General features: G+C 45.2%; 15 protein-coding genes. 2 read left to right on the plus strand and 13 right to left on the minus strand.

From position 1 onward, the window contains the following. Position 1: 1 nt before the first annotated feature. The 5 genes from AC1DCV_RS16930 to AC1DCV_RS16950 all read right to left on the minus strand — a co-directional run bounded on the left by AC1DCV_RS16930 (position 2) and on the right by AC1DCV_RS16950 (position 6,704). On the minus strand, positions 2–3,262 hold the full coding sequence (locus AC1DCV_RS16930) for a TonB-dependent receptor (RefSeq protein WP_477024241.1): 3,261 nt from the start codon (positions 3,260–3,262) through the stop codon (positions 2–4). 232 nt (positions 3,263–3,494) lie between these two features. Beyond that, positions 3,495–4,691, minus strand: coding sequence for a FecR family protein (locus tag AC1DCV_RS16935; protein WP_477024242.1), 1,197 nt, complete (start codon positions 4,689–4,691; stop codon positions 3,495–3,497). A gap of 80 nt (positions 4,692–4,771) precedes the next feature. Further along, positions 4,772–5,404, minus strand: a complete 633-nt coding sequence (locus tag AC1DCV_RS16940) for an RNA polymerase sigma factor (protein WP_477024243.1) — start codon at positions 5,402–5,404, stop codon at positions 4,772–4,774. An 89-nt stretch (positions 5,405–5,493) separates the two neighbouring features. After that, complete coding sequence (locus tag AC1DCV_RS16945; RefSeq protein WP_477024244.1) at positions 5,494–5,949, minus strand: NanQ anomerase/TabA/YiaL family protein; 456 nt, start codon at positions 5,947–5,949, stop codon at positions 5,494–5,496. Between the two features lie 89 nt (positions 5,950–6,038). Continuing rightward, positions 6,039–6,704 (minus strand): GDSL-type esterase/lipase family protein, encoded by a 666-nt coding sequence (locus AC1DCV_RS16950; protein WP_477024245.1) that lies wholly within the window; start codon positions 6,702–6,704, stop codon positions 6,039–6,041. Positions 6,705–6,770: 66 nt separating this feature from the next. Here AC1DCV_RS16950 and AC1DCV_RS16955 point away from each other — a divergent pair, with 66 nt between their 5' ends. Beyond that, the gene (locus AC1DCV_RS16955; RefSeq protein WP_477024246.1) at positions 6,771–7,178 is read left to right on the plus strand and encodes a YrdB family protein; all 408 of its coding nucleotides are present in this window, start codon (positions 6,771–6,773) and stop codon (positions 7,176–7,178) included. Here the strand turns inward: AC1DCV_RS16955 and AC1DCV_RS16960 are convergent. From AC1DCV_RS16960 to AC1DCV_RS16995, 8 genes are all read right to left on the minus strand, one after another. After that, positions 7,175–8,158, minus strand: coding sequence for an ABC transporter ATP-binding protein (locus AC1DCV_RS16960; RefSeq protein ID WP_477024247.1), 984 nt, complete (start codon positions 8,156–8,158; stop codon positions 7,175–7,177). The two genes, AC1DCV_RS16955 and AC1DCV_RS16960, sit on opposite strands and share 4 nt — an antisense overlap. A gap of 222 nt (positions 8,159–8,380) precedes the next feature. Further along, complete coding sequence (locus AC1DCV_RS16965) at positions 8,381–9,454, minus strand: dipeptidase (RefSeq protein ID WP_477024248.1); 1,074 nt, start codon at positions 9,452–9,454, stop codon at positions 8,381–8,383. Between the two features lie 14 nt (positions 9,455–9,468). Further along, on the minus strand, positions 9,469–10,509 hold the full coding sequence (locus AC1DCV_RS16970; protein WP_477024249.1) for a PfkB family carbohydrate kinase: 1,041 nt from the start codon (positions 10,507–10,509) through the stop codon (positions 9,469–9,471). A gap of 101 nt (positions 10,510–10,610) precedes the next feature. Continuing rightward, the gene (locus AC1DCV_RS16975) at positions 10,611–11,081 is read right to left on the minus strand and encodes a RidA family protein (RefSeq protein WP_441576100.1); all 471 of its coding nucleotides are present in this window, start codon (positions 11,079–11,081) and stop codon (positions 10,611–10,613) included. 71 nt (positions 11,082–11,152) lie between these two features. Further along, complete coding sequence (locus AC1DCV_RS16980; protein WP_477024250.1) at positions 11,153–12,469, minus strand: gluconate:H+ symporter; 1,317 nt, start codon at positions 12,467–12,469, stop codon at positions 11,153–11,155. Positions 12,470–12,608: 139 nt separating this feature from the next. Beyond that, positions 12,609–14,924 carry a glycoside hydrolase family 20 protein gene (locus tag AC1DCV_RS16985; RefSeq protein WP_477024251.1) on the minus strand — a complete coding sequence of 772 codons (2,316 nt, stop codon included), beginning with the start codon at positions 14,922–14,924 and terminating at the stop codon, positions 12,609–12,611. A gap of 2 nt (positions 14,925–14,926) precedes the next feature. Further along, the gene (locus AC1DCV_RS16990) at positions 14,927–16,486 is read right to left on the minus strand and encodes a SusD/RagB family nutrient-binding outer membrane lipoprotein (protein WP_477024252.1); all 1,560 of its coding nucleotides are present in this window, start codon (positions 16,484–16,486) and stop codon (positions 14,927–14,929) included. Between the two features lie 22 nt (positions 16,487–16,508). Beyond that, a complete protein-coding gene (locus AC1DCV_RS16995; RefSeq protein ID WP_477024253.1) occupies positions 16,509–19,682 on the minus strand; it encodes a SusC/RagA family TonB-linked outer membrane protein in 3,174 nt (1,057 codons plus the stop codon). 315 nt (positions 19,683–19,997) lie between these two features. Here AC1DCV_RS16995 and AC1DCV_RS17000 point away from each other — a divergent pair, with 315 nt between their 5' ends. Further along, positions 19,998–20,783 (plus strand): DeoR/GlpR family DNA-binding transcription regulator, encoded by a 786-nt coding sequence (locus AC1DCV_RS17000; protein WP_477024254.1) that lies wholly within the window; start codon positions 19,998–20,000, stop codon positions 20,781–20,783. Positions 20,784–20,820: the final 37 nt, after the last annotated feature.

Here is a 20,820-nt window from a genome sequence, read left to right on the forward strand (position 1 = left end):
ATTAAAATGTAAGATTCAGACCAAACAAAACAGTGCGGGACAGCGGATATACATCCCATGAATTGTCCATACCTCTTGCCAATGCACCACCTCCGATATCCGGATTGTAGCCTTTATATTTTGTGATAGTGAACAGGTTTTCTCCGGAAGCAAATAGTCTTACTTTGTCGATACCCCATTTACCCGTCAAACCTTTAGGCATAGTATATCCAAATTCCAAACGCTTGAAACGCAGGTAGGAACCATCTTCCAGCCATCTTCCACTATTTTCGCGATTGTTATTATTAGGATCAGATAACGTGAAACGTGGGAAGTTGGAATGATTTTCAGGCGTCCATGCATTCAGCACATCTGTAGAAAAATTCGTGACTTCGTTCATTTTATCCATCCACTTTCTTCTTGCATTATAAATTTTATTGCCGGTAACTGCTTCCAGGAAGAGGCTCATATCAAAACCTCTCCAGGAGAGATTAGYAGATAAACCCAGGTTCAGTTTAGGGAACGGGCTACCTAAGTTTTGTTCATCCTGGTTATCGATGATACCATCGTTGTTATAATCTATGTAACGGATATCGCCAGGCTGTGCATTAGGTTGGATCAGTACACCATTTTTACTGTGTGCTGCTACTTCTTCTTTGGAATTAAAGATGCCGTCTGTTTGAATAAGGAAGAAAGCACCAATAGGATAACCTACTTTTGCTCTCGAAATACCACCAAATTCCTGCCTTCCCGAGCCAATGTTGATCGCCGTCATTTCATTGGAAGTATGTGCAAGATTGAATCCGAGGCGATAGTTCAATTCTCCTTTTTTATCAGTGTATTCCAGAGATACTTCGTATCCTTTATTCTCGATGACGCCGGCATTGAGCGTAGGGGAACCGGTTTTGCCCACTGAAAGCGGGAAAGGCACATTTAGTAAAACACCGCTGGTTTTCTTATTGAACACATCAAAAATGACGAACAATTTATTATCGAGGAAGCCTGCGTCTACGCCGACATTAGTAATCTTGGTTTCTTCCCATGACAAATCTATCGGAGAAGCATAGCCGCTGGCAGTAGCACCTGGCCACAATACACCACCCTGTACATAGTTAAGACCGCTGGTAATGCTGTTTTGTGTTAAGTAGTTACCAATTTCCTGGTTACCCAGTACCCCCCAGCTACCACGGAGTTTTAAGGTATTTACAACAGGAGTGATACCAGAGAAGAAATGCTCATTATGTATATTCCATCCGGCAGAGAAAGATGGGAAAGAACCATATTGATAATCTGTTGCAAAGCGGGAAGAACCATCTCGTCTTACGGAAGCGGAAAACAGGTACCTGGAATCATAGGAATACATGATACGGGCAAAGCGGGAAACCATACTGTTGGTGCTGGCAGAACCATCATTTCTCTGGGAGGTAGCCAAGCCTGCGCCCAGAACGGAAGTACCTATTGGCAAATCATCCCGGGATGCGCTGAAGCCTGATGATATGTTCTTCTGTGCAGTATAACCGATCAATGCATCGATGTTGTGTTTACCCAGTTTCTTCGTATAGTTAAGGGTATTTTCCACCAACCAGGAATTATTGGTACTGGTAGATTGTGACAGGTCCGGTAATGGATTAGCGGAGTTACCATCGTCAAATGCGCCTGTATAAGTACGGGAGTTACTTTGTGCTTCGGTAAGCCCTACATTGAATTTATATTTAAGTCCCTCTATCAGCTTTACTTCTACAAAAGCATTCGCCAGCAGGGAAAGGTCTTTGGAAGTATTGTCTATGCTTTCCAGGCGGGCAACAGGATTCGACAGGTTCTTCATAAAAGTTGGCCTTTTGCCATAACCACCCAGACTATTTGCAGCATCGTAAATGGGAACGGTAGCAGGCATCATCAGTGCACTGCCCACAATGCTATGCACAGCATCTCCACCACCAGGGTTGTTGCGGGTAGCTCCTCTCTTGATGATAACTGTTTCACCAACACGCAATCTTCCTTTATTATACTCCGTTTTCACCCTGAAATTAGCAGCGGAATAGTTCGTATTAATGATGGTACCATCTTCTTTCAGGTAACCACCGGATAAGTTATAGGTAAAGTTCTGGGATCCGCCGCTGAAATTTACGTTGGTGCGGGTTAAAAAAGCTTGTCTGAAAATAGCATCCTGCCAGTTGGAGTTAGCACTTTTACTATCGTAAGCGGGAATGCCGGTGATATTGGCGCTCATCAGTTTGGTCCATTGTTCCCCGTTGAGTAAGCTCATTCTTTTGGGCACAGATTGTACACCAAACCAGGTGTCTACTTCCAGTTTGGGCACGGATTCTTTGCGGCCACCTTTCGTGGTAACGAGGACTACGCCGTTTGCGGCGCGGGAACCATAAATACTGGCGGTAGCTGCATCTTTCAATATTTCAATGGATTCCACATCATTGGGGCTTACACCATCAATATTATTTACAAATACACCATCTACAATATACAGGGGGGCGTTGTTACCGAGTGTGCTCATACCACGGATGGTAATGATCATACCTGCACCAGGCGCGCCACTGGAAGATTCAACAGATACACCGGGTACACGGCCCTGGATGGCGGAGCTGATATTCTTTGATACGTTTGCACTGATGTTACCTACTCTCACGGAGGAAACAGCACCGGTTACGTCTTTTCTTTTCTGGGTACCATAACCTACTACTACCAGTTCCTCTGTTTGCACTGCTTTAGGTTTCAGGGCAATATCGAGTGCACCGGCCTGTGAAACAGATTTTTCTACTGTTTCATAACCAATAAAGGAGATGACCAGTACACCACCATTTTCGGGGAGCTGCAGGGTATAATTACCTTTTGCATCTGAGCTGGCTCCTTTGGTGGTGCCTTTCAGCTTTATGGAGGCGCCGGTCAGCGGTTCCTGGGTAATGGCATCGGTGATTTTACCGAATACGGAGATGTTAGCCACGGGTTGCGGAGCCTCTTCGGTTTGTTCCTTCGTTTTTACAGAAAGGATAATAGTATTATCAACAATACTGTAATTGAGCTTTTTATTAAGCAAACATTTGCCCAATACGTATTCCAGGTCAGCCTGTACTACGGCAACAGATACTTTATCTGCCTGCTCCAGCATTTCAGTATTATAAAAAAAGGTATATCCGGTTTGTTTCCGGATTTCCCTGAATACCTTAGACAATGCCACATTGTGCATGTTAAGGGTTAATTTTTGCGAGTAACCGGTTGCACTTACCTGCATAGCCAGTACCAGTAGCAAAAAGGCAGCTAGTTTCATAACTTTCAGCATTTGCGCGAATACCCTACTGTTGGGGTATTTGCCAGCATGTCTAAATAGCATAGATTTGTTAAGTTTTTGGTGAGCGTTAAGCTGTTTACGTCAAATTAAGCGCATAACATGCCCGCCAGACATTTCAGCCGGGAACGTTGCCGCGTTCCCGGTTTTTTTTGCCTGAAGCATTCATTACACGAAGATCCTGGTTGTTACATCCTTATACTGATTGGTGTTATTATTTTACTTCAACGATGATTTCTTTGCCTGCTATTGTATACTGTATCCCGGCTGTTTTTAAAATGTGCAACGCCTGGGATAACGTGGACTGCTTACGTATAGAACCGGTGTAGTGCTTATCCGGCACCGGGCCATTAAATCTTACATTTACATCATACCAGCGTGCCAGCTGTCTCATAACCGTGGTGATATCATCGTCGTCAAATTCGAACATACCTGTTTTCCATGCAATCGTTTTATCTATGTCTGCTTCGCTTACCTCAAACTCCTGACTACCTTTTGGCAGTACAGCCTGTTGGGAAGGAGCCAGCAGCACACTGCTGCCGTTTGTTTGTGCTACTTTAATTTTTCCGGTTACCAGTGTGGTGTTCACTGCATTCTCGTCGTCGTAGGCCATTATATTAAAAGCAGTGCCCAGTACAGCTACTTTCAGTCCATTGTTCAACTGTACATGAAAAGGTTGCGCAGCGTTTTGTGCCACATCAAAATATGCTTCCCCGGTGAGATACACCGTTCTGTCTTTACCGGCAAACTTTGTCGGGAACCGCAGGGAAGAAGCGGCGTTGAGCCATACTTTGGTTCCATCTGGTAATACCAGCTGGAACTCTCCTCCTCTGGGGGTAGACAAAGTATTGAACATAATTTCATTGCTGGAATTACCTGCTACATTATATACTATTTTTCCATTGTCTTTATTAATTTGAGTACCGTCTTTTTCTTTCAGCCCGTTGCCCTGAATGGCATCCAGTTGTACTTCTGTGCCATCGCCCAACAGCAGCTTAGCTTTGGGAGTACCCGGCAATATATCCTGTTGTGCCAATGGTGCAACCGCCGGGGAAGGGGTATGCCGGTTGCCAAACTGATACCAGGCCGCTCCACCCGCTACCAGGAGGAGTATGGCCGCGGCTACGCGCCAGCGGTACAGGTGACGCACCTTATTATTTACAGTAGTGGATTGGTCTATATGATCCTGTAACAGGGACCTGAATCGGTTCACTTCTACGTCCAACCGGCCCTGTTGTCCATTAACAACATCAAATGTCCTGCGGGCCCGGTCAAAAGCAGTACGCTTTTCCGGGTTTTCGGCGATCCATTTCTCCCAGTACAGTATGTCGTGCTCATTGGCTCCCATACAGTAGCGTAAAAAAGAATCATCTAACAGGAAGTCTTCGGCGACGTTAAATTGTTGATCCATTGTTACTGTTAATACTAGGTAGTGTAAGAAACCTGGAATTATTCCCAAGAAAATGGAAACTTTTTTTAAAAAAAGTTTTTTTACTGCAGCAGCCGTATCAATATCAACACCATCAGTTCCACCGACAGACTTTTAAGAGCCGCCCCCAGGGTGTTGTAAGCGGTTTTAGTGGTGATACCTACCCGTTTACTGACTTCTTCCATACTAAGACCATCGAAATAGCGGAGTTGTATTAATTCTTTCTGCCTCGGCGTGAGCGTGGCCATTGCACGCTTTATCTTCTGTTTTACTTCTTCAGAAGTTTGAATAGCGACAATACATTCCTCATAGGAAAGTTCATGGTGTTCGCTGATATCAGCATAAACGTCTGCTGCTTCACTGGATTTTTTAGTCTGGCGGATGCCTGCAAATATTTTGCGGCGCAGGTAAGTAAACAGGTAAGACTTTACGTTACTGACTTCAGGGAGTTTGTGCCGCTGATCCCATATCTCGAGGAACATATCATTGATGGCATCTTTGGTAATTTCCGTATCTCCGCAACTGCGAACGCCGTAGCTCACAAGATTAAAATACAGGCATTTGTACAGGTCTACCAGCGCTTCCTGCCCATTTTCACGGACACGATTCCATAAGAGTACGTGCACTCCTGCCTCGTCTGCCGGGGTTCCGGCAGCAAATTGCCCGCGGAAAAATTTTGGTTGCTCATTGTTCATCTGGCATTAGCTATTACATAAGTGGAATAGGGAAGTTAGCATTCAGCGCTACAGAAAGGGTATTCAGAAACGCTGAATGCCAGCAACTATCAGCTAACTGCTATTTTTATCACTATTTTCTTCACTGGCATCGGTGTACCCACCTTAATATTGGGCATGTGCAGGTCGGTAGGAAAGAAGATGGCAAACATCCCTTTTTCCAGCCGGGAAAAGAACATGGGATTTTCTGCAAACAGCTGGTAGTCGGCTGTTTCATCATATGCCTTTGAGGGCTTTTGCTCCTGCAGGAAATCATGTCCGATGAGCTCCGACCCCGACACTATATACTGAATATCAATATACTTTTTGTGCGACTCCATCTGCTCTGTGGACGCGTCTACAGTATCGTATTCATTTACAATAGCGAAGATGTTGGTCCCATCGATTTCATATTTTCCCTTTTCCAGGGTAGCCAGATCCGTTTGTGCCAGGTATTCAAATGCCTTGATAAATTTGACTCCGAGGCGATAATAAAGATGGGCATTCTGCAGTGTATCCAGTATCATGCGTAATAAAAGATGTATTAATCAAACGGCAAGATACTTTTTTTTCCATTCACCCAATCTTTTGGAGTTTAGGCCCCGTCACGTAATAACTAGTTACGCAACAGGTACGGCTGTACCGCTTTTTCCCAGATGGCATACCCTTGCTTATTCATATGCAGCATATCCTCCAGGAATAATTCCTTGCGGGGAAAACCGTCTTTATCCAGCATTTTTGTGTAGATATCTATGAAGGTGGTATTTTTTTCCTTTGCCAGGAACCTTTTGATCAGGGCGTTGCTTTGCTTAGCCTTCTCAAAAAAAGCAGCTCTGGACGGACTGGGTTTGATAGAAATATAAATCAGTGGTATGGTTGGAAGTTTACTCCTGATTTTAGCATACAATATGCTGAACCGCTGCAACAACGTATCTGCATTGACGTTAGCTGACGGCAAATCGTTTTCACCTACATATATCACTATCTGCCTGGGAGCATACGGAAAAATGATGTCATTGGAATAATACGTCACATCATTTGTTTCGGCGCCACCAAAGCCTCTGTTCAGTACCACATACTTACTGAAATTCCGTTCCAGGTCGTCCCACTTCCGGATGGAAGAGCTACCTACAAACAAGATAGGATGTGGTGGTGGTGCATACATTTTGTCGAATTGCTGAATAGTACGAATATCGTTCTCAAACGGTTGAGGCGATTGCGCCCATAAATGCCCACCGATATGCAGTAATGCCAGCCCTAAAAGAAACAAAAATTTTCTCATAACAATTAAATTATCCAGAAGACGTTAAGTTAATCGAAAAATATTTAATTTGAAACAAACTATGCCATGAACACTCACCCTGTCAACCTTGCCGTTCGTTTTGTACTTGAAATCATTATGCTGATTGTATTGGGTTGCTGGGGCTGGCACCTGGGCACCGATTGGCTGCGTTATGTGCTGGCGGCGGGATTTCCGCTGATAGCGGCAGTACTTTGGGGCAACTTCCGCATTCCCAATGATCCAAAACCGGCGCCAATAGCCATTCCCGGGCCATTAAGACTCCTCCTCGAATGGATATTGTTTGGATTGGCGGTATATGGATTAAGAGCGCTGGGCCGTCCGCAACAAAGTTTGTGGCTGGCGATAGTGGTCATTGTACATTACGCAGTATCCTACGACAGAACCTGGGTCATGCTGAAAAATAAGCCCTATAACGGGTTTGCGGGCAAAAGTATGATGGGAATGAAGCCTTAAAAGTACCACACCATTTCCGGTGCTACACTTACGTTTACCGTGGCGCCTTTTTTGAGCCGGGTATCCGTTGTTTTAATGGTCAGCACTTCTTTTCCCAACGCCACTTCTGCTTCGAGGTAGCTGCCGTAAAAGTTAAGCTCCAGAACCTTACCACTGACCGCATCTTTTTTTGTACGCACGATTTTAAAATCCTCCGGACGGACAAAGATATTTTTACCGTTCAGTGTAATGCCGGGCAACCCTTCCAGTATGGCGGCGTTGCCGGGAGCAATGAGGTTATATTTACCAAATAATCCGGCTACATACTCATTCACCGGCTGATTATAAATTTGTTGAGGAGTTCCTTGCTGTACAATTTCTCCGTCTTTCATGACCAGTATCTCATCTGCCCATGGCAATATATCCTGGGGATCATGCGAAATCAGCATACAGGTAATGCCCAGCCGTTCGCCCATATCACTGATTACATTTTTCAGGATACTTTTATGGATCATATCCAGGTTGGAATATGGTTCATCCAGCAAAAACAGTCTGGGAGAGGATATCAACAGCCTGGCCATGGCGATGCGCTGCTTTTCTCCACCAGACAACTGATCTGTTTTTCTTTTTAAGAGATGTGAAATTTTGCAGACATCATATATTTCCCCGGCTTCTTCGTCAGTGAGTTTATTGGCATATGAGAGAATTTCTTCTACCCGGTAATTATTCCGCAATTCAAAATGCTGTGACAGGTAGGCTGTACCAGGATGCCCTGGTATCAATACTTCCAGCGCTCCTTTTACTCTCTTACCCTCAAATATCACCGTTCCGGAATCAGCCTGCCCCATCCCCCCTACAATTTTCATCAGCGAACTCTTACCGGAACCGGTTTCACCCGCGATAACAATTTTCTGAAACTGCTGTTGTGTAAAGCTGATATCCTTTAGAATATAAGCACCATACTGTTGTTTACTGATATTGGAGACCTCGAGAAAATTCATGCGCGCAAATTAAGTTTTTCTGGGGCAGGATGAAAGCGATTTTTTGCCTTTATTCCCGATTATACTGATTTTATTGATTTACCGGATTTTTGTTTTTAGGACTTTAGTAGATAAAAAGATTTTGGGAGATGATAGCGAATATCCGCTATCATCTCCCAAAATCTTTTAAATCCTATATAATCATCTGAATCAGTATAATCCTGCACAAAGACAAAATCCGCGCTAATCCTTCCACGCATTACGCAGAAAGCGCAGCCAGTTACCGTGCATCACGTTTTCGATATCTGTTGTGCTATAGCCTCTTTTAGCCAGCAAGTCCGGTAATTTCTGCATATCTGCAATGGTTTCCAGGTCGTATGGGCATTGCTCTTTACCAAAGGCGCCATCCAGATCGGTACCAATGCCTACGTGCTGGGCATTGCCGGCAATCTGGCAGATATGATCCATGTGATCGATCATTTTTTCCAGGTTACAGCCCATGGCTTCCGGAGTGGATTGTCCGCGGACCCAACCCGGCACCATCATCCAGGCATCGAGTGCACCACCGATCACCGCGCCTTTCTGAATAAGCACTTTGATCATATCGTCACTGAACTGCCGGTTATGATTCACCAGTGCGCGGCAATTATTATGGCTGGCCCACACGGACCCGTTAAACAGTTCCATGGCGTCCCAGAAGGCGTCATCACAGAGGTGGGTGGCATCCAGGATCATGTTCAGCTGCTCCATTTCTTTGATGAGCTGCCGACCCTGGTCATTCAGGTGACCCGTGGCATCTGTGCCGTTGGCATAACGCCCGGGACCATAATGCGCGGGGCCTATAGCACGCAACCCTTTATTGTAGGCGCGCTCCAGGTATTTTAAATTAATGATGGAATCCGCCCCTTCCAGGCTGAGAATATAACCAATAGGCTTTTTATCATTGGGGGTACCGTCATTCCAGAGCTGTAAATGCTGTTCCAGCCCTTTCCTGTCTTTGATCATGATCAGCTCTCCCACATCTTCCATAGCCTTATACCACGATAGCTGTCCTTGTGTTTGTGCCCATGCCTGTTCCGGCGAGTGCCAGCCAGGCAATGTATTGTCCGGCGCCACATAGCGTCCTATCTGGGTGGCTACCACCAATCCGATATTTCCTTTTCTAAGTTCCGGAAACGCTACTACCCCTTTGGCGCGATCCGGCTTATCTGTTAATCCGGCTTCTCTTGCACGGATGGCGGTTACAGGCTGTTGCAGATCCCTGTTCCACTCCATTGCGTTCATGCTGAGATCCAGATGTGCATCTATTGTAAACATAGTTATTTCATTATTTAGCGTACAATTCTTCCGGACATACCGTTCTTCATCAACTCTTCTACTTCCGCGCGGCTCACAATGGCCCAGTCGCCCGGGATACTTTGCTTGATGGTGCCGCAGGCGGTAGCAAAATCGATGACTTGTTGCGGGAGATAATTATTCAGGAGGCCATATAACATCCCGGCTGTAAAAGCATCGCCCGTACCAATCTGGTCGGTAATATCCGTCAGAGGAAATCCTGTTCCATAATAAAACTGCCCTTCATGTGCCAACGCGCCGGTATACCATAGCTGCTGGTCTTTTACCTGGCGGAAGCTCATCCCCAATGTTTTAAGACGGGGCATTTTTGAGCGCAGGGCAGTATAACACCCCTCAAATCTTTGTTCCAACGGCAATGCAGGGTTAGTGTCAATATCAAAATAGACTTTCACCGCATCCAGGTCGGCTACCGTCACCTCACTATGTTGTAACAGCGCCGGCATGATGGCAGATGGATGTTTACCATATTTCCATAGCTTGGAGCGGTAGTTAAAATCTGACGAGATCATAATACCCGCCCCTAGCGCAGCTTCCAGCGCTTCCGCACAAACTTCCGCCGCACTTTCAGATACTGCTGCCGCTACACCTGACCAATGGAAACAATTACTATGGGCGAAGACATCTTTCCAGTTGATCTGCCCTTTCTGTAACTCCCCATAAGCCGTGCCTGTTCTGTCATAGATCACCCTGGTGGGGCGGATGCTGTTGCCTGGCTCTGTAAAATACAGGCCCAGTTTATCGCCGCCGTACAATATTTTATCAGTGTTTACGCCATGACTTCTCAACTGTTGTATACCGGCTGCTGCCAGGTCATTGTCCGGCACACGGCTGATATAATCTGCCTGCATACCCAATCTGGCCAGCAGTACACATACATTTGCTTCCGCACCTGCATAGTAAGCGGTATATCCGTCTGTTTGCTGAAATCGTTTGCCCCCATTACTGTGCAGCCGCAGCAAAAATTCCCCGAAGGCTGTTACCCGAAGACCCTTGTTACCATCCGGTTTTTGCATCATTTATTTATTTTGATATCTGGATATTCACTGAACTGTTTCAAAAAGTAGTCTTTTTCTGAAACATACCCACTAAATATCCAAATATACAAATCAACCGCTGTCTAGTATAATTCAAACAAAGCTTCTATTTCTACCGGGATATTATCCGGTAAAGAACCAAAGCCTACTGCACTTCTTACCCCTACTCCGTTCTCTTCACCCCAGATGGCTGCAAACAGTTCACTACAACCGTTAATAATATATGGATGACGTTCAAAGTCCGGTGTACAGTTCACCATACCCAATACTTTGATAACACGTTTCACTTTATCCAGGCTCCCCACATGGGTTTTAATGGTGGAGAGCATGGTTAAACCAACCTGTCTTGCCGCCAGCTTACCCTGTTCCATATCCAGTGCATCTCCGATACGGCCAATGATCAGTGATTTATCATGCTGCACAGGACCATGACCGGAGAGATACAGGTATTTACCATCTATAAGAAATGGTTTATAAACACCCAATGGCGCAGGCGCCGGGGGCAATACCAATCCCAGGGCTGCTAATTTCTCTTCTGCATGATTGTTTTCCATAGTTTCTGTTTTAATGTTCTTAATATATGATTTGGTTATGCTGCTTTTTTATTTTTTGGGAGAAGAATACCTTATACGAACCTGTCTAAAATCAGGACACCGAAAAGGCCTGCTGTTCCTACTATCGTTTCCATGACTGACCATGATAACAACGTATGCTTTATACTTAAGTTGAAATACTCTTTAAACATCCAGAATCCCGCATCATTTACATGGGAAAACATCAGGCTCCCGGCGCCAACGGATAATACCATCAGGTTGGGGTTTACATGTCCCTGCAACATCAGTGGGGCGATCATGCCTGCCGCTGTAATACCGGCAATAGTGGCAGAACCTACACAAGCCCTGATGATGGCAGCGGTTAACCAACCCAGTACCAATACCGGAATATGCCAGGATTGCATAGCAGTGGCGATTTCAAGGCTAACCCCACTATCTGCCAGCACCTGTTTCAGCGCGCCTGCACCCGCAATGATCAACAGGATCATGGCGATGTCTTTGATCGCGTCCGCATAAATATTCATGATCTTCTTCACTGGTCTTTGCTGAAAAATACCCAATGAAAACGTGGCGATCAGCAAAGCAAACAACATTACGACCGTGGCATCGCCTGCAAATAATATCCAACGATGAGTGGTCTCATTCCCTCCGCTGAAAAAATGAGCCAGTAAGGTAGTAATTATGAGCAGGAATACCGGCAACAAAGCCGTCATAAAACTATTACTTTTTCCCGGCAGCGGCGTGTCATTAACTTCCTGTTGCTGAAATAAAGTCGATGGCGTGGAGGGTATATTCTTCAGGTACCGCGCGAAAAACGGCCCTGCCAGCAGCAATGCCGGGATCGCCACAGCCAGGCCATACAACAGCGTAAGCCCCATATTGGCATTAAACTGTGTTACCAACGCGGTAGGTGAAGGATGCGGCGGCAGAAACCCATGCGTAATGGATAAAGCTGCCAGTGTAGGCAATCCAATATATACCGCAGGTAATTTATACTGGTACACTACTGAAAAGATCAATGGCACCATCAACACAAAGCCAACGCCATAAAATAATGGAATACCAATGATAAACCCTGCTATCAGCAATGCCCACTGCATATATTTTTCTCCGAATACCTGCATCAGCGAGTTAGCAATCTGCCTCGCAGCACCACTTTCTGCCACCAGTTTACCCAGCATAGCACCCAGCACTATGATGATCAGCAGTCCTCCTACGGTGTCGCCTATACCCTTTTGCAACGAAGCAGGAATCTTATCCGCCGGTATACCCAACAATAAAGCTGCCAGCACGGATACAATCAGAAAGGCAATAAAAGCATTCAGCTTTCCCCAGGTTAGCAAAACAATCAGCACTCCCATGCATAATAACACAATCAAAAAAGACATAGTCAACGAAATAGCTTTTAGCTGTTAGCCATTAGCTTTTAGCTGTTAGCCATTAGCTTTTAGCTGTTACTAAACACAAGGGTAAGATGACATCATCTCCGCTGCATTTACTAACAGCTAAAAACTAATAGCTAAAAGCTTAATCAATATTGATTTCATCCACCAGTAACTGGCTGTTTCCACCCGCGCCGTACTCGCCGGCGGGGATCACTCCTTTATTACGGGCTAACACTTTTACATACCTTGTTTTCACCGGCTTCACTGGCAAACGTATTTCATTGATGCCATTAACCGGGAAAGAAGTAGCAGTGGCCAACGGCGTGAAATGCACACCATCTGCGGACACTTCAAATTCCAGCGCTGTCGGAGGCCACATTTTCTGCCAATGATAATTCAGGCAATTAACCCCTACCCGTTGAATCAATTGTTCACTGCCCAGGTCAATCACGGCTTCGAGGTCACGGTTGCTGAAACCCAGCCACTGCCCGTCGTTATAGCGATTAGATGCTGCAATACCATTTATCAGTAAGCTGGCATCGCCGGTGTATTTTGTATTGGGTGCCTGCTTTAAAGTAATGCGGGCACCGGTGGCTTTATTTATTGAAAACGACTGGTGAAATAGTCTGTTGGTGCGCTGATGCTGTTGATACAAAACTGCTTTGATCGTACTGCTCTTTGTCAATAATATTGGCTTTTGGTAAATACTGCTTTTCGCTCCGGGCATGCTACCATCAGTGGTATAACGAATAATAGCGGTATTATCAGAAGAATGCAGAGAGATATATAGTTGTCCTTTTGCCAGACTGTCTACCGTATAATTGATTTCTTCAAAGTTACCGGCAGCATTGATGTGCAGTTGTTGCAGCAATGGCTGCTGCGTTTTAAGGCGCCTACAAAATTCAGGATAATCCCTCACGGATGGTTGCGACCAGGCTCTTTCTGCCATGGCCAGCATGCGGGGAAAAATCATGTATTGCGTCTGCTGCACTGTATTCAGGTATTCACTCCATACCTGCCCCTGCATACCGGCAATATAAGGCAGCAAAGTGGTGTCGCCGGCGGCACGCAAAGGATCGTAGTCATATACTTCTTCCAGTGGCGTATATCCTCCGGCGGCGGTTTTTTCTTCCGGATACAAAGATTGATAATGATCAAAATACAATTCGTCTTCTGGAGTCATGATCACATGGTGCTGCTGCTTAGCGGCTGTTACTGCTCCTTCCACTCCTCTCCAGCTCATCACGGTAGCGCCGGGCGCGAGGCCCCCCTCCAGTATTTCATCCCAGCCTATTATTTTTCGCCCTTTACTGTTGATGTATTTACCTATTCTCCGGATAAAATAACTTTGTAATTCGTGTTCGTCTGCCAGGTGTTCCTGTTTTATGCGTAGCTGACAGGCAGGGCAATGTGCCCATCTTACCTTCGGGCATTCATCACCACCTATATGGATATACGTAGATGGGAATAATACCATCACTTCATCGAGTACATCCTCCAGGAAGGTGAAAGTGCTGTCGTTGCCTGCACAAAAAACATCATCAAAGATGCCCCAGAACTGTGCCGTTTTATAGGGCCCTTTGGTACATCCCAGCTCAGGATAAGCTGTGAGGGCCGCGAGTGCATGACCAGGCATTTCAATTTCCGGAATCACGTTAATATGTCTCGCGGTGGCATAGGCTACCACTGCTTTTACTTCTTCCGTGGTATAAAATCCGCCATATTTCTTTCCATCAAACTGATGGGGTAATTCTTTTTTGTGTCCTATCATCGTCTGATCGCGCCAGGCGGCTACAGATTGCAGTTTAGGATACTTTTTTATTTCAATCCGCCAGCCCTGATCATCTGTCAGATGCCAGTGAAAGTTGTTGATCTTATACAGTGCCAGCTGATCTATAAACTGTTTGATAAAGTCTACCGAAAAAAAATGACGACTCACATCCAGGTGCATGCCCCGGTAACCGAAGCGGGGATAATCACGTATCACAGCACCCGGCAAAGTCAGTGTAGCAGCACCTTTGCGTTGCCACAACTGCCGTAAGGTGGCAATACCATGTATGATGCCGGTAGCATCGTACGCGGTGATGGTCACCTGCTCTTTTGTAATGTGCAGCAGGTATTCTTCCGGTTGTTTTACCAGAACGGTATCTGTATGCAAAACAATACGGTTGTTCCCATTTTTCAATGGTAATGCCTGGCCGTTGTCCGGCAGCTTGCCTGTCGGCGGCAATGCCTTCCCGGTTTGTTCCAGGAAATATCCCTGCAGCAGCGCGGCGGCGCCTTCATTCCCCGAATCCGCCAGCAGTTGGGTATGCGGGGTAATAAGAAAGCTGTCTGTGTTGTAAGCTGCTGTTACCGGCAAAGGAATCAAGGCTGCCTTTGCGGCAGCCTCTTTCCTTTGTGACATAGTTATGTTACAAACACCTGTCAGAATGAATACAAGCAATAGTCTTTTCATAATTATTTATCCCACCAAACTCTGGTTGTTAATAAATCTGCACCTTGTCTGCTGACAGCTTCACGGTAATGTGCACCATTGATGCCCTGTTCCGCAACTGAATAAGGTAAACGACGGGGAATAGTTCCTCCGGTGGCATTGCCTACATAGTTAACCGGTGTCAGTACAGGGAAACCGGTACGTCTCCAGTTAGCATAAGCTTCCTGTTCGTCCAGGAATAATGCTGCCCAGAATTGCGTATGGATCTGATTCATCTGTGCATCCACCGTACCACCTGCATTAAACGGATGGTCGGTTAGGTATTTATCGATCTTGGTGCCGGATATTACACCTGCCGGGCCAAACAGCGACCAGTTCTTTAATGCAGCCGTTACGCCATCTTTATAGAATTGTGCTTTATCACCGGTAATCCAGCCACGTAAGGCAGCTTCACTGAGTAATAAATTGGTTTCGGCGTTGGTTAATAACAGCAAAGGTGCTGCGTTATTTAAAACAGTCGCCGGATTCGGTTCTGAATAAGTAACAAAATCTGCTGTTTTTTTATCCGTTCCGTTAAGCATTCCTTTCTGGATAGCAGCAGCCGTATCAGGTTTATTATTATTCCACACCACGGATACTACGCCCAACCGGGGGTCATTGTTCGTTTTCAGAAAATCAATCCATGTCTTACTGTATTTACCCCACTCGATGTTATCTGCACCATGGGAGTTCAGGCTGTAATCCTGTCCTACCAGCTCAAAGGCTACCGGGTTGTTATTGTAGATCTGCGGACCATCACTATATGCCAGTACGGCATTGTCTGTTCCGTTCAGGATTACACCGCCGGCAACTGCTTTCTGTACCCAATCCTTCGCCACTACTTTTCCGTCTGTTACTTTGCTGGTACGCATAGCCACTCTCAGCATCACAGAGTAACCGAATTTCTTCCACTGGTCTACATTTCCCTTGAATAAAAGATCCGCGGGACCGAAAGTAGCCTTCGTGGCGTCAAATGCTTTGATGGCTTCATCCAGCTCTTTCAGCATGTCTGCGTAAATATCTGACTGCGCATCATACTTTGGTAAAAACACACTGTTCTTTCCCTGTGTTGCTTCTGAATAGGGTACGTCTCCGTAAAGATCTGTAATGCGCTGCATCAGCAATACTTTCCATATCCGGGTGGCCGATAGTTTATTTACGTTATCGCCGGCAATAGCTGGATCTTTCAGCGCCGTGATAATTTCCTGCAGCGTGAGAATCGCGTTCGTGTAAATATAACGGTAGTAAAAGCTCTGATAAAAGTCATTCACCGCATATTTATCCCCGGCACCTGACCCGCCGATTTCTTTGGCAATGGAAAAGTGCTGCACATAGTTACCACAGTGCAGATACGAAGTGTAGAAATAAGCCCTGTCGTATACCAGGTTACCTTTCAACAGGCTCTGGGTAAAGAGAAAGTTGACGTTAGGCTTGGTGGAAGCATTTGGATTTGTGTTTAACTTTTCAAATCCCTTATCACAGGATGACAGTCCCAATACTGCCCCCAGGAGTAATATAAATTTATATCTGGCAAATCGTTGCATGAGTAATTTTTTAAAGAGTGAACTACAGTTTTACCATCAGGTTGATACCATAACTCCGGGTACGTGGTACACCGAACATTTCAAAACCTTGTGCATTCGAATTGCTGAAGGCAGACTCAGGATCCACATTCGGTGTGTTCTTGTACAGAATGAAAAGATTTCTTGCAACGAACGAAACGGTGGCTGACTGCACTTTCGCAAAGGCCAGTGTGTTCGCTGGAATGTTGTAACTGATGACTACCTGCCTTAATTTAATGAAGCTCGCATCGTACACAAATTTCTCAGAGATATTCTTGAAGTTGTCATAATACTGCTGCAAACCGGTGCTGTAGGTAAACGTTTTTGTAAAAGGCTTATCATCTGTGTCCACACCTGTTACGGTTAATCCGTTATCTCTGCCTGGCAGGGTAATTTTATTCAATCCGAAACGGGTAGCATACAGATTGGTACCGGAATAAACATAGCCACCGAATTTACCATCGATCAGGAAGCTCAGGTTAAACTGTTTGTAGCGGAAGCTATTGGTAATACCACCAGTCCATGGAGAAATACCTGTTCCCAGATCTTTTTGCTCCGTTACTTCGTAGCCGTTGTTTTTATTATAGATGGTCTGACCTTGTGCATTCTTCTTTGCACCGAATCCTTTGATCATGCTGTAAGGCTTGCCTACTTCTGCAAAAAGGAAAGCATAGCTGTTTACCGCCGCATCCAGTTGCAGTTTATCAAGACCATCATTCAGTTTCAGTACTTCGTTCTTATTATAGGCCGCATTAAAGCTCACTTCCCAGGAGAAATCTTTCTTCTTAACAGGTGTACCGGAAAACATCAGTTCAATACCCTTGTTACTCATTTCACCTACGTTCAGGTAAGCAAAGTTGTACCCTGAGCCAGGAGAAATAGCTGCCTGCATAATATCATCAGTTGTTTTACGATTGTACACCGTAATGTCTGCTGACAACCTGTTGTTCAGGAAACGACCTTCCACCCCCAACTCTATAGTAGTAGAGGTAAATGGCTTCAGATCCTGGTTAGGCGCAATCAACAAACCTGAGCCCACACCATTTGTTTGGGTAGGTGTTTGTAATGGCTGACCAAGATGTCCACCACCGGGTACCATGCTGTAGGTTTGGTTCAGTGCATAAGCCAGAGGTGCACCGCCACCTACCTGCGCCCAGGATGATCTTATTTTTGCATAATTTACCCAGGATGGCATTTTCACCGCTTCTGACAGCAGGAAACTGGCGCCCACTGAAGGATAGAAAATGTTATTCTTTTTAGGAGACAACGTAGAGAACCAGTCGTTACGCCCTGTAGCTGAAATGAACAACAGATCTCTGAAAGACAAGTCTACTGATCCGAATACCGAGTTGGTTGCCTGGCGCTGGTTAATATTTTTAACGCTTAAATTTTTCACATTGGACTGGTCATAAAAACCGGGTTCAAAGAAGCCTTTACCGTCAAAAATGATGGCATCAGATTTACCTTTGCGCTGGTTACCACCAGCCATGGCTGTTAAACCAAAGTCCTTGCTCAACTTAGCCTGGTAGTTCAGGGTCAGTTCACTATTCGTTTCTGTGATAGCGGTGCTGGATTGCGCGTAAAATCCATCAGATGCATAGGCAGTACCGGAAGGGACTACACCTACATAACCTGCATTCGTATAGTCATGGTTTACACGGCCACGGATAAACAGGTTATCCAGGATATTATATTTGAGGCTCACATTACCGATAAAGCGGTTGCGGTTATCATTGTTCTCAAATTTGTTGAGAATGAAATAAGGATTACCGGCAAAGTCAGAAGGATTCCATTTTACTTCATTACCATCTTTATCATAGCCTGGATTCATATTGCGGATATCAACCGTGTTGGCCAGCATATAAGTACTCCAGTTCAGGTTACCGGGTGCATCAGATACGCCTGTTCTATTCTCTGCTTTCTCTACATTGTACTGTGCATATGCTTCTACGGTGAGCCTTTTGCTCAGGTTGGAGTTTACGCTGGCTGAAAATATCTTTTTGTTCAGATGCTGATTGGGAACCAGACCATGGTTATTCATGTCTGACAGGGAGGCGCGGAAAGTAGTGCTTTCATTACCACCTGAAAAAGAAACCGTATTGGTAAAGGTGTTACCGGTTCTGTAAAAATTCTTAATGTTATTCTTCTGTGGAGAATAAGGACGACTTACACCATCAAACTGCACCACATTGGTTCCATCCATTTTAGGTCCCCATGACAAGCGACCAGCGCTGATGGCAGATGATTTATCTGCTGGCTTGGCGCCGTTCTGGCCGGAACCATATTCATATTGCCACTCAGGAAGAATAGCAGGTGTTTCTGCGGTAAAGGTGGTGTTGTAATCTACGCCAATACCTTTTTGTTTTACGCCTTTCTTGGTGGTAATCAGGATAACGCCGTTGGCCGCACGGGCGCCATAGAGCGCAGCAGCAGGACCACCTTTCAGTACCGTAATGGATTCTATATCATCCGCGTTAATACCGCCGATACCATCACCACGATCACTGTTCAGACCAATAGCACCGTTGCCGCTGGCAGGAACGCTCTGTGTGGTATTGTCAATAGGCATCCCGTTGATTACATACAGCGGCTGGCTTTCTCCATTCAGTGAACCAGTACCACGGATGGTTACACGGCTGGAGCTACCCGGACCTGCAGCAAGACTGGCAGAGTTTACACCCGCAATTTTTCCGGTCAACGCATCTGCCACATTGATTTCACGTGCCTGGGTAAAATCACTTCCTTTTACTTCCGTAACTGCATAGGCCAGCGCTTTTTTCTCCTTTTTGATACCCAGCGCCGTTACTACCAATTCTCCCAGTGCTTTGGAGGCAAGTTCCAGCTGAATGTTGATTGGTGCTTGTCCGGGCGCTACTTTTACTTCTTTCCTTTCATACCCTATATAACTAACGGCAAGGGTAATATCTGCCGGATGTGTAGCAGGAATGCGTAAGATGAATTTTCCTTCTGCATCAGTAACGGCACCCACTCCTTTGGCTGATAACAGGGAAATAGTGGCGCCAATAATTTGTTGTCCATCCGGACCTTTTACAGTACCGGAAATGGATAATGGCTTGTTGGCAGGTGTCTGAGCTTTACTTCCAAGACAAAACAATAAGCCGATTACAGGCAAAATCAGTTTTGTGAAAGTTGTCAGTTTTATGACATTTTTCATCATGGTGGTTTGGTTGATAGTTCTTTCAAATAATGCGGAAATACTGCTCTAAAATAGACAATACATTCATTTCTGCAAATTATTTGCAAATAATAATTGCAAATTATGCACCCACAAGAAATCATTAAGGCATCAACTATCTGATTATTAATATTTTATTAATTTATAGTTTTTGCAGAAAAATTATTTCTTGTAATAAAAGTGCAAAATCAGGGACGAACCTATATTTTTGCGCTAGTATTATTTTACCCGGCAGTCCGAATCTTTGCAAATGCTGGGATTTTTAACTATCATCACCCTTTGAATCGTCGCAACGCTATGGATAGTACTAACACCCAGGATCAGCTTCCTCCTGTTTCACTCACTAAAAAAGCGAGGAAGCAGTTAATTATACAACAGGTGAACATCCACACCCGTATTACATACACCGAACTGGTGAGCCTGATCAATGTGTCAGAAGATACCATCCGGCGCGATGTAAATGAGCTGGCGGATGACGGGGAAGTAGTGAAGATCAAGGGGGGCGCCATGTCGATCGCCTACCACTATGGTCACGAATCACAGACCTATGCACAGAACAATAAACTGGTGATTGCAGAAAAAACACTGCAGCTACTCTGGAACGATATGATTGTGCTGATTGGTGGTGGTACCACCATCCGGGAGTTCATCAAAAAGATTCCCGCTACCCTGCGCGCTACCTTTATTACGGTGAACGTACTCACCGCAGTAGAGCTACTTGATAAGCCGATGATAAAAACGATTGTGATTGGCGGACAAATATCCGCCTATAGCCAGATGACAGTAAGCGGGGAAGTATTTGAATATCTTTCCAACATCAAAGCAGATCTCTGTATCATTGGTACCAACGCAATAGATCCGGTGAATGGCCTCACGGATTCGGACTGGGAAACCATACAGGTAAAAAAAGCAATGATCAAGGCGACCGATAAAGTAGCCATACTGGCTATTTCGGAGAAACTGAATTCTTCTATGAAGATGAAAATAGCGGACCTGCAGGATATCCATTACCTGATTACTGAACTACCCGCTGATAGTCCTGAGCTGCAGCCTTACAAGGCTAAGAACCTGACGATCTTATAAAAGTAATTGCTCCCTGTAAACAACATTACAGGGAGCA

The sequence above is a fragment of the Chitinophaga sp. 10T418 genome (assembly GCF_056394125.1).

Bases quoted from the DNA above. Each gene is read 5' to 3' on its own strand.
- AC1DCV_RS16995 (WP_477024253.1), bottom strand. From the start codon at position 19,682: ATGATGAAAAATGTCATAAAACTGACAACTTTCACAAAACTGATTTTG.
- AC1DCV_RS16990 (WP_477024252.1), bottom strand. From the start codon at position 16,486: ATGCAACGATTTGCCAGATATAAATTTATATTACTCCTGGGGGCAGTA.
- AC1DCV_RS16960 (WP_477024247.1), bottom strand. From the start codon at position 8,158: ATGAATTTTCTCGAGGTCTCCAATATCAGTAAACAACAGTATGGTGCT.
- AC1DCV_RS16945 (WP_477024244.1), bottom strand. From the start codon at position 5,949: ATGATACTGGATACACTGCAGAATGCCCATCTTTATTATCGCCTCGGA.
- AC1DCV_RS16980 (WP_477024250.1), bottom strand. From the start codon at position 12,469: ATGTCTTTTTTGATTGTGTTATTATGCATGGGAGTGCTGATTGTTTTG.
- AC1DCV_RS16940 (WP_477024243.1), bottom strand. From the start codon at position 5,404: ATGAACAATGAGCAACCAAAATTTTTCCGCGGGCAATTTGCTGCCGGA.
- AC1DCV_RS17000 (WP_477024254.1), top strand. From the start codon at position 19,998: ATGGATAGTACTAACACCCAGGATCAGCTTCCTCCTGTTTCACTCACT.
- AC1DCV_RS16955 (WP_477024246.1), top strand. From the start codon at position 6,771: ATGAACACTCACCCTGTCAACCTTGCCGTTCGTTTTGTACTTGAAATC.
- AC1DCV_RS16935 (WP_477024242.1), bottom strand. From the start codon at position 4,691: ATGGATCAACAATTTAACGTCGCCGAAGACTTCCTGTTAGATGATTCT.
- AC1DCV_RS16950 (WP_477024245.1), bottom strand. From the start codon at position 6,704: ATGAGAAAATTTTTGTTTCTTTTAGGGCTGGCATTACTGCATATCGGT.
- AC1DCV_RS16985 (WP_477024251.1), bottom strand. From the start codon at position 14,924: ATGAAAAGACTATTGCTTGTATTCATTCTGACAGGTGTTTGTAACATA.
- AC1DCV_RS16965 (WP_477024248.1), bottom strand. From the start codon at position 9,454: ATGTTTACAATAGATGCACATCTGGATCTCAGCATGAACGCAATGGAG.
- AC1DCV_RS16975 (WP_441576100.1), bottom strand. From the start codon at position 11,081: ATGGAAAACAATCATGCAGAAGAGAAATTAGCAGCCCTGGGATTGGTA.
- AC1DCV_RS16970 (WP_477024249.1), bottom strand. From the start codon at position 10,509: ATGATGCAAAAACCGGATGGTAACAAGGGTCTTCGGGTAACAGCCTTC.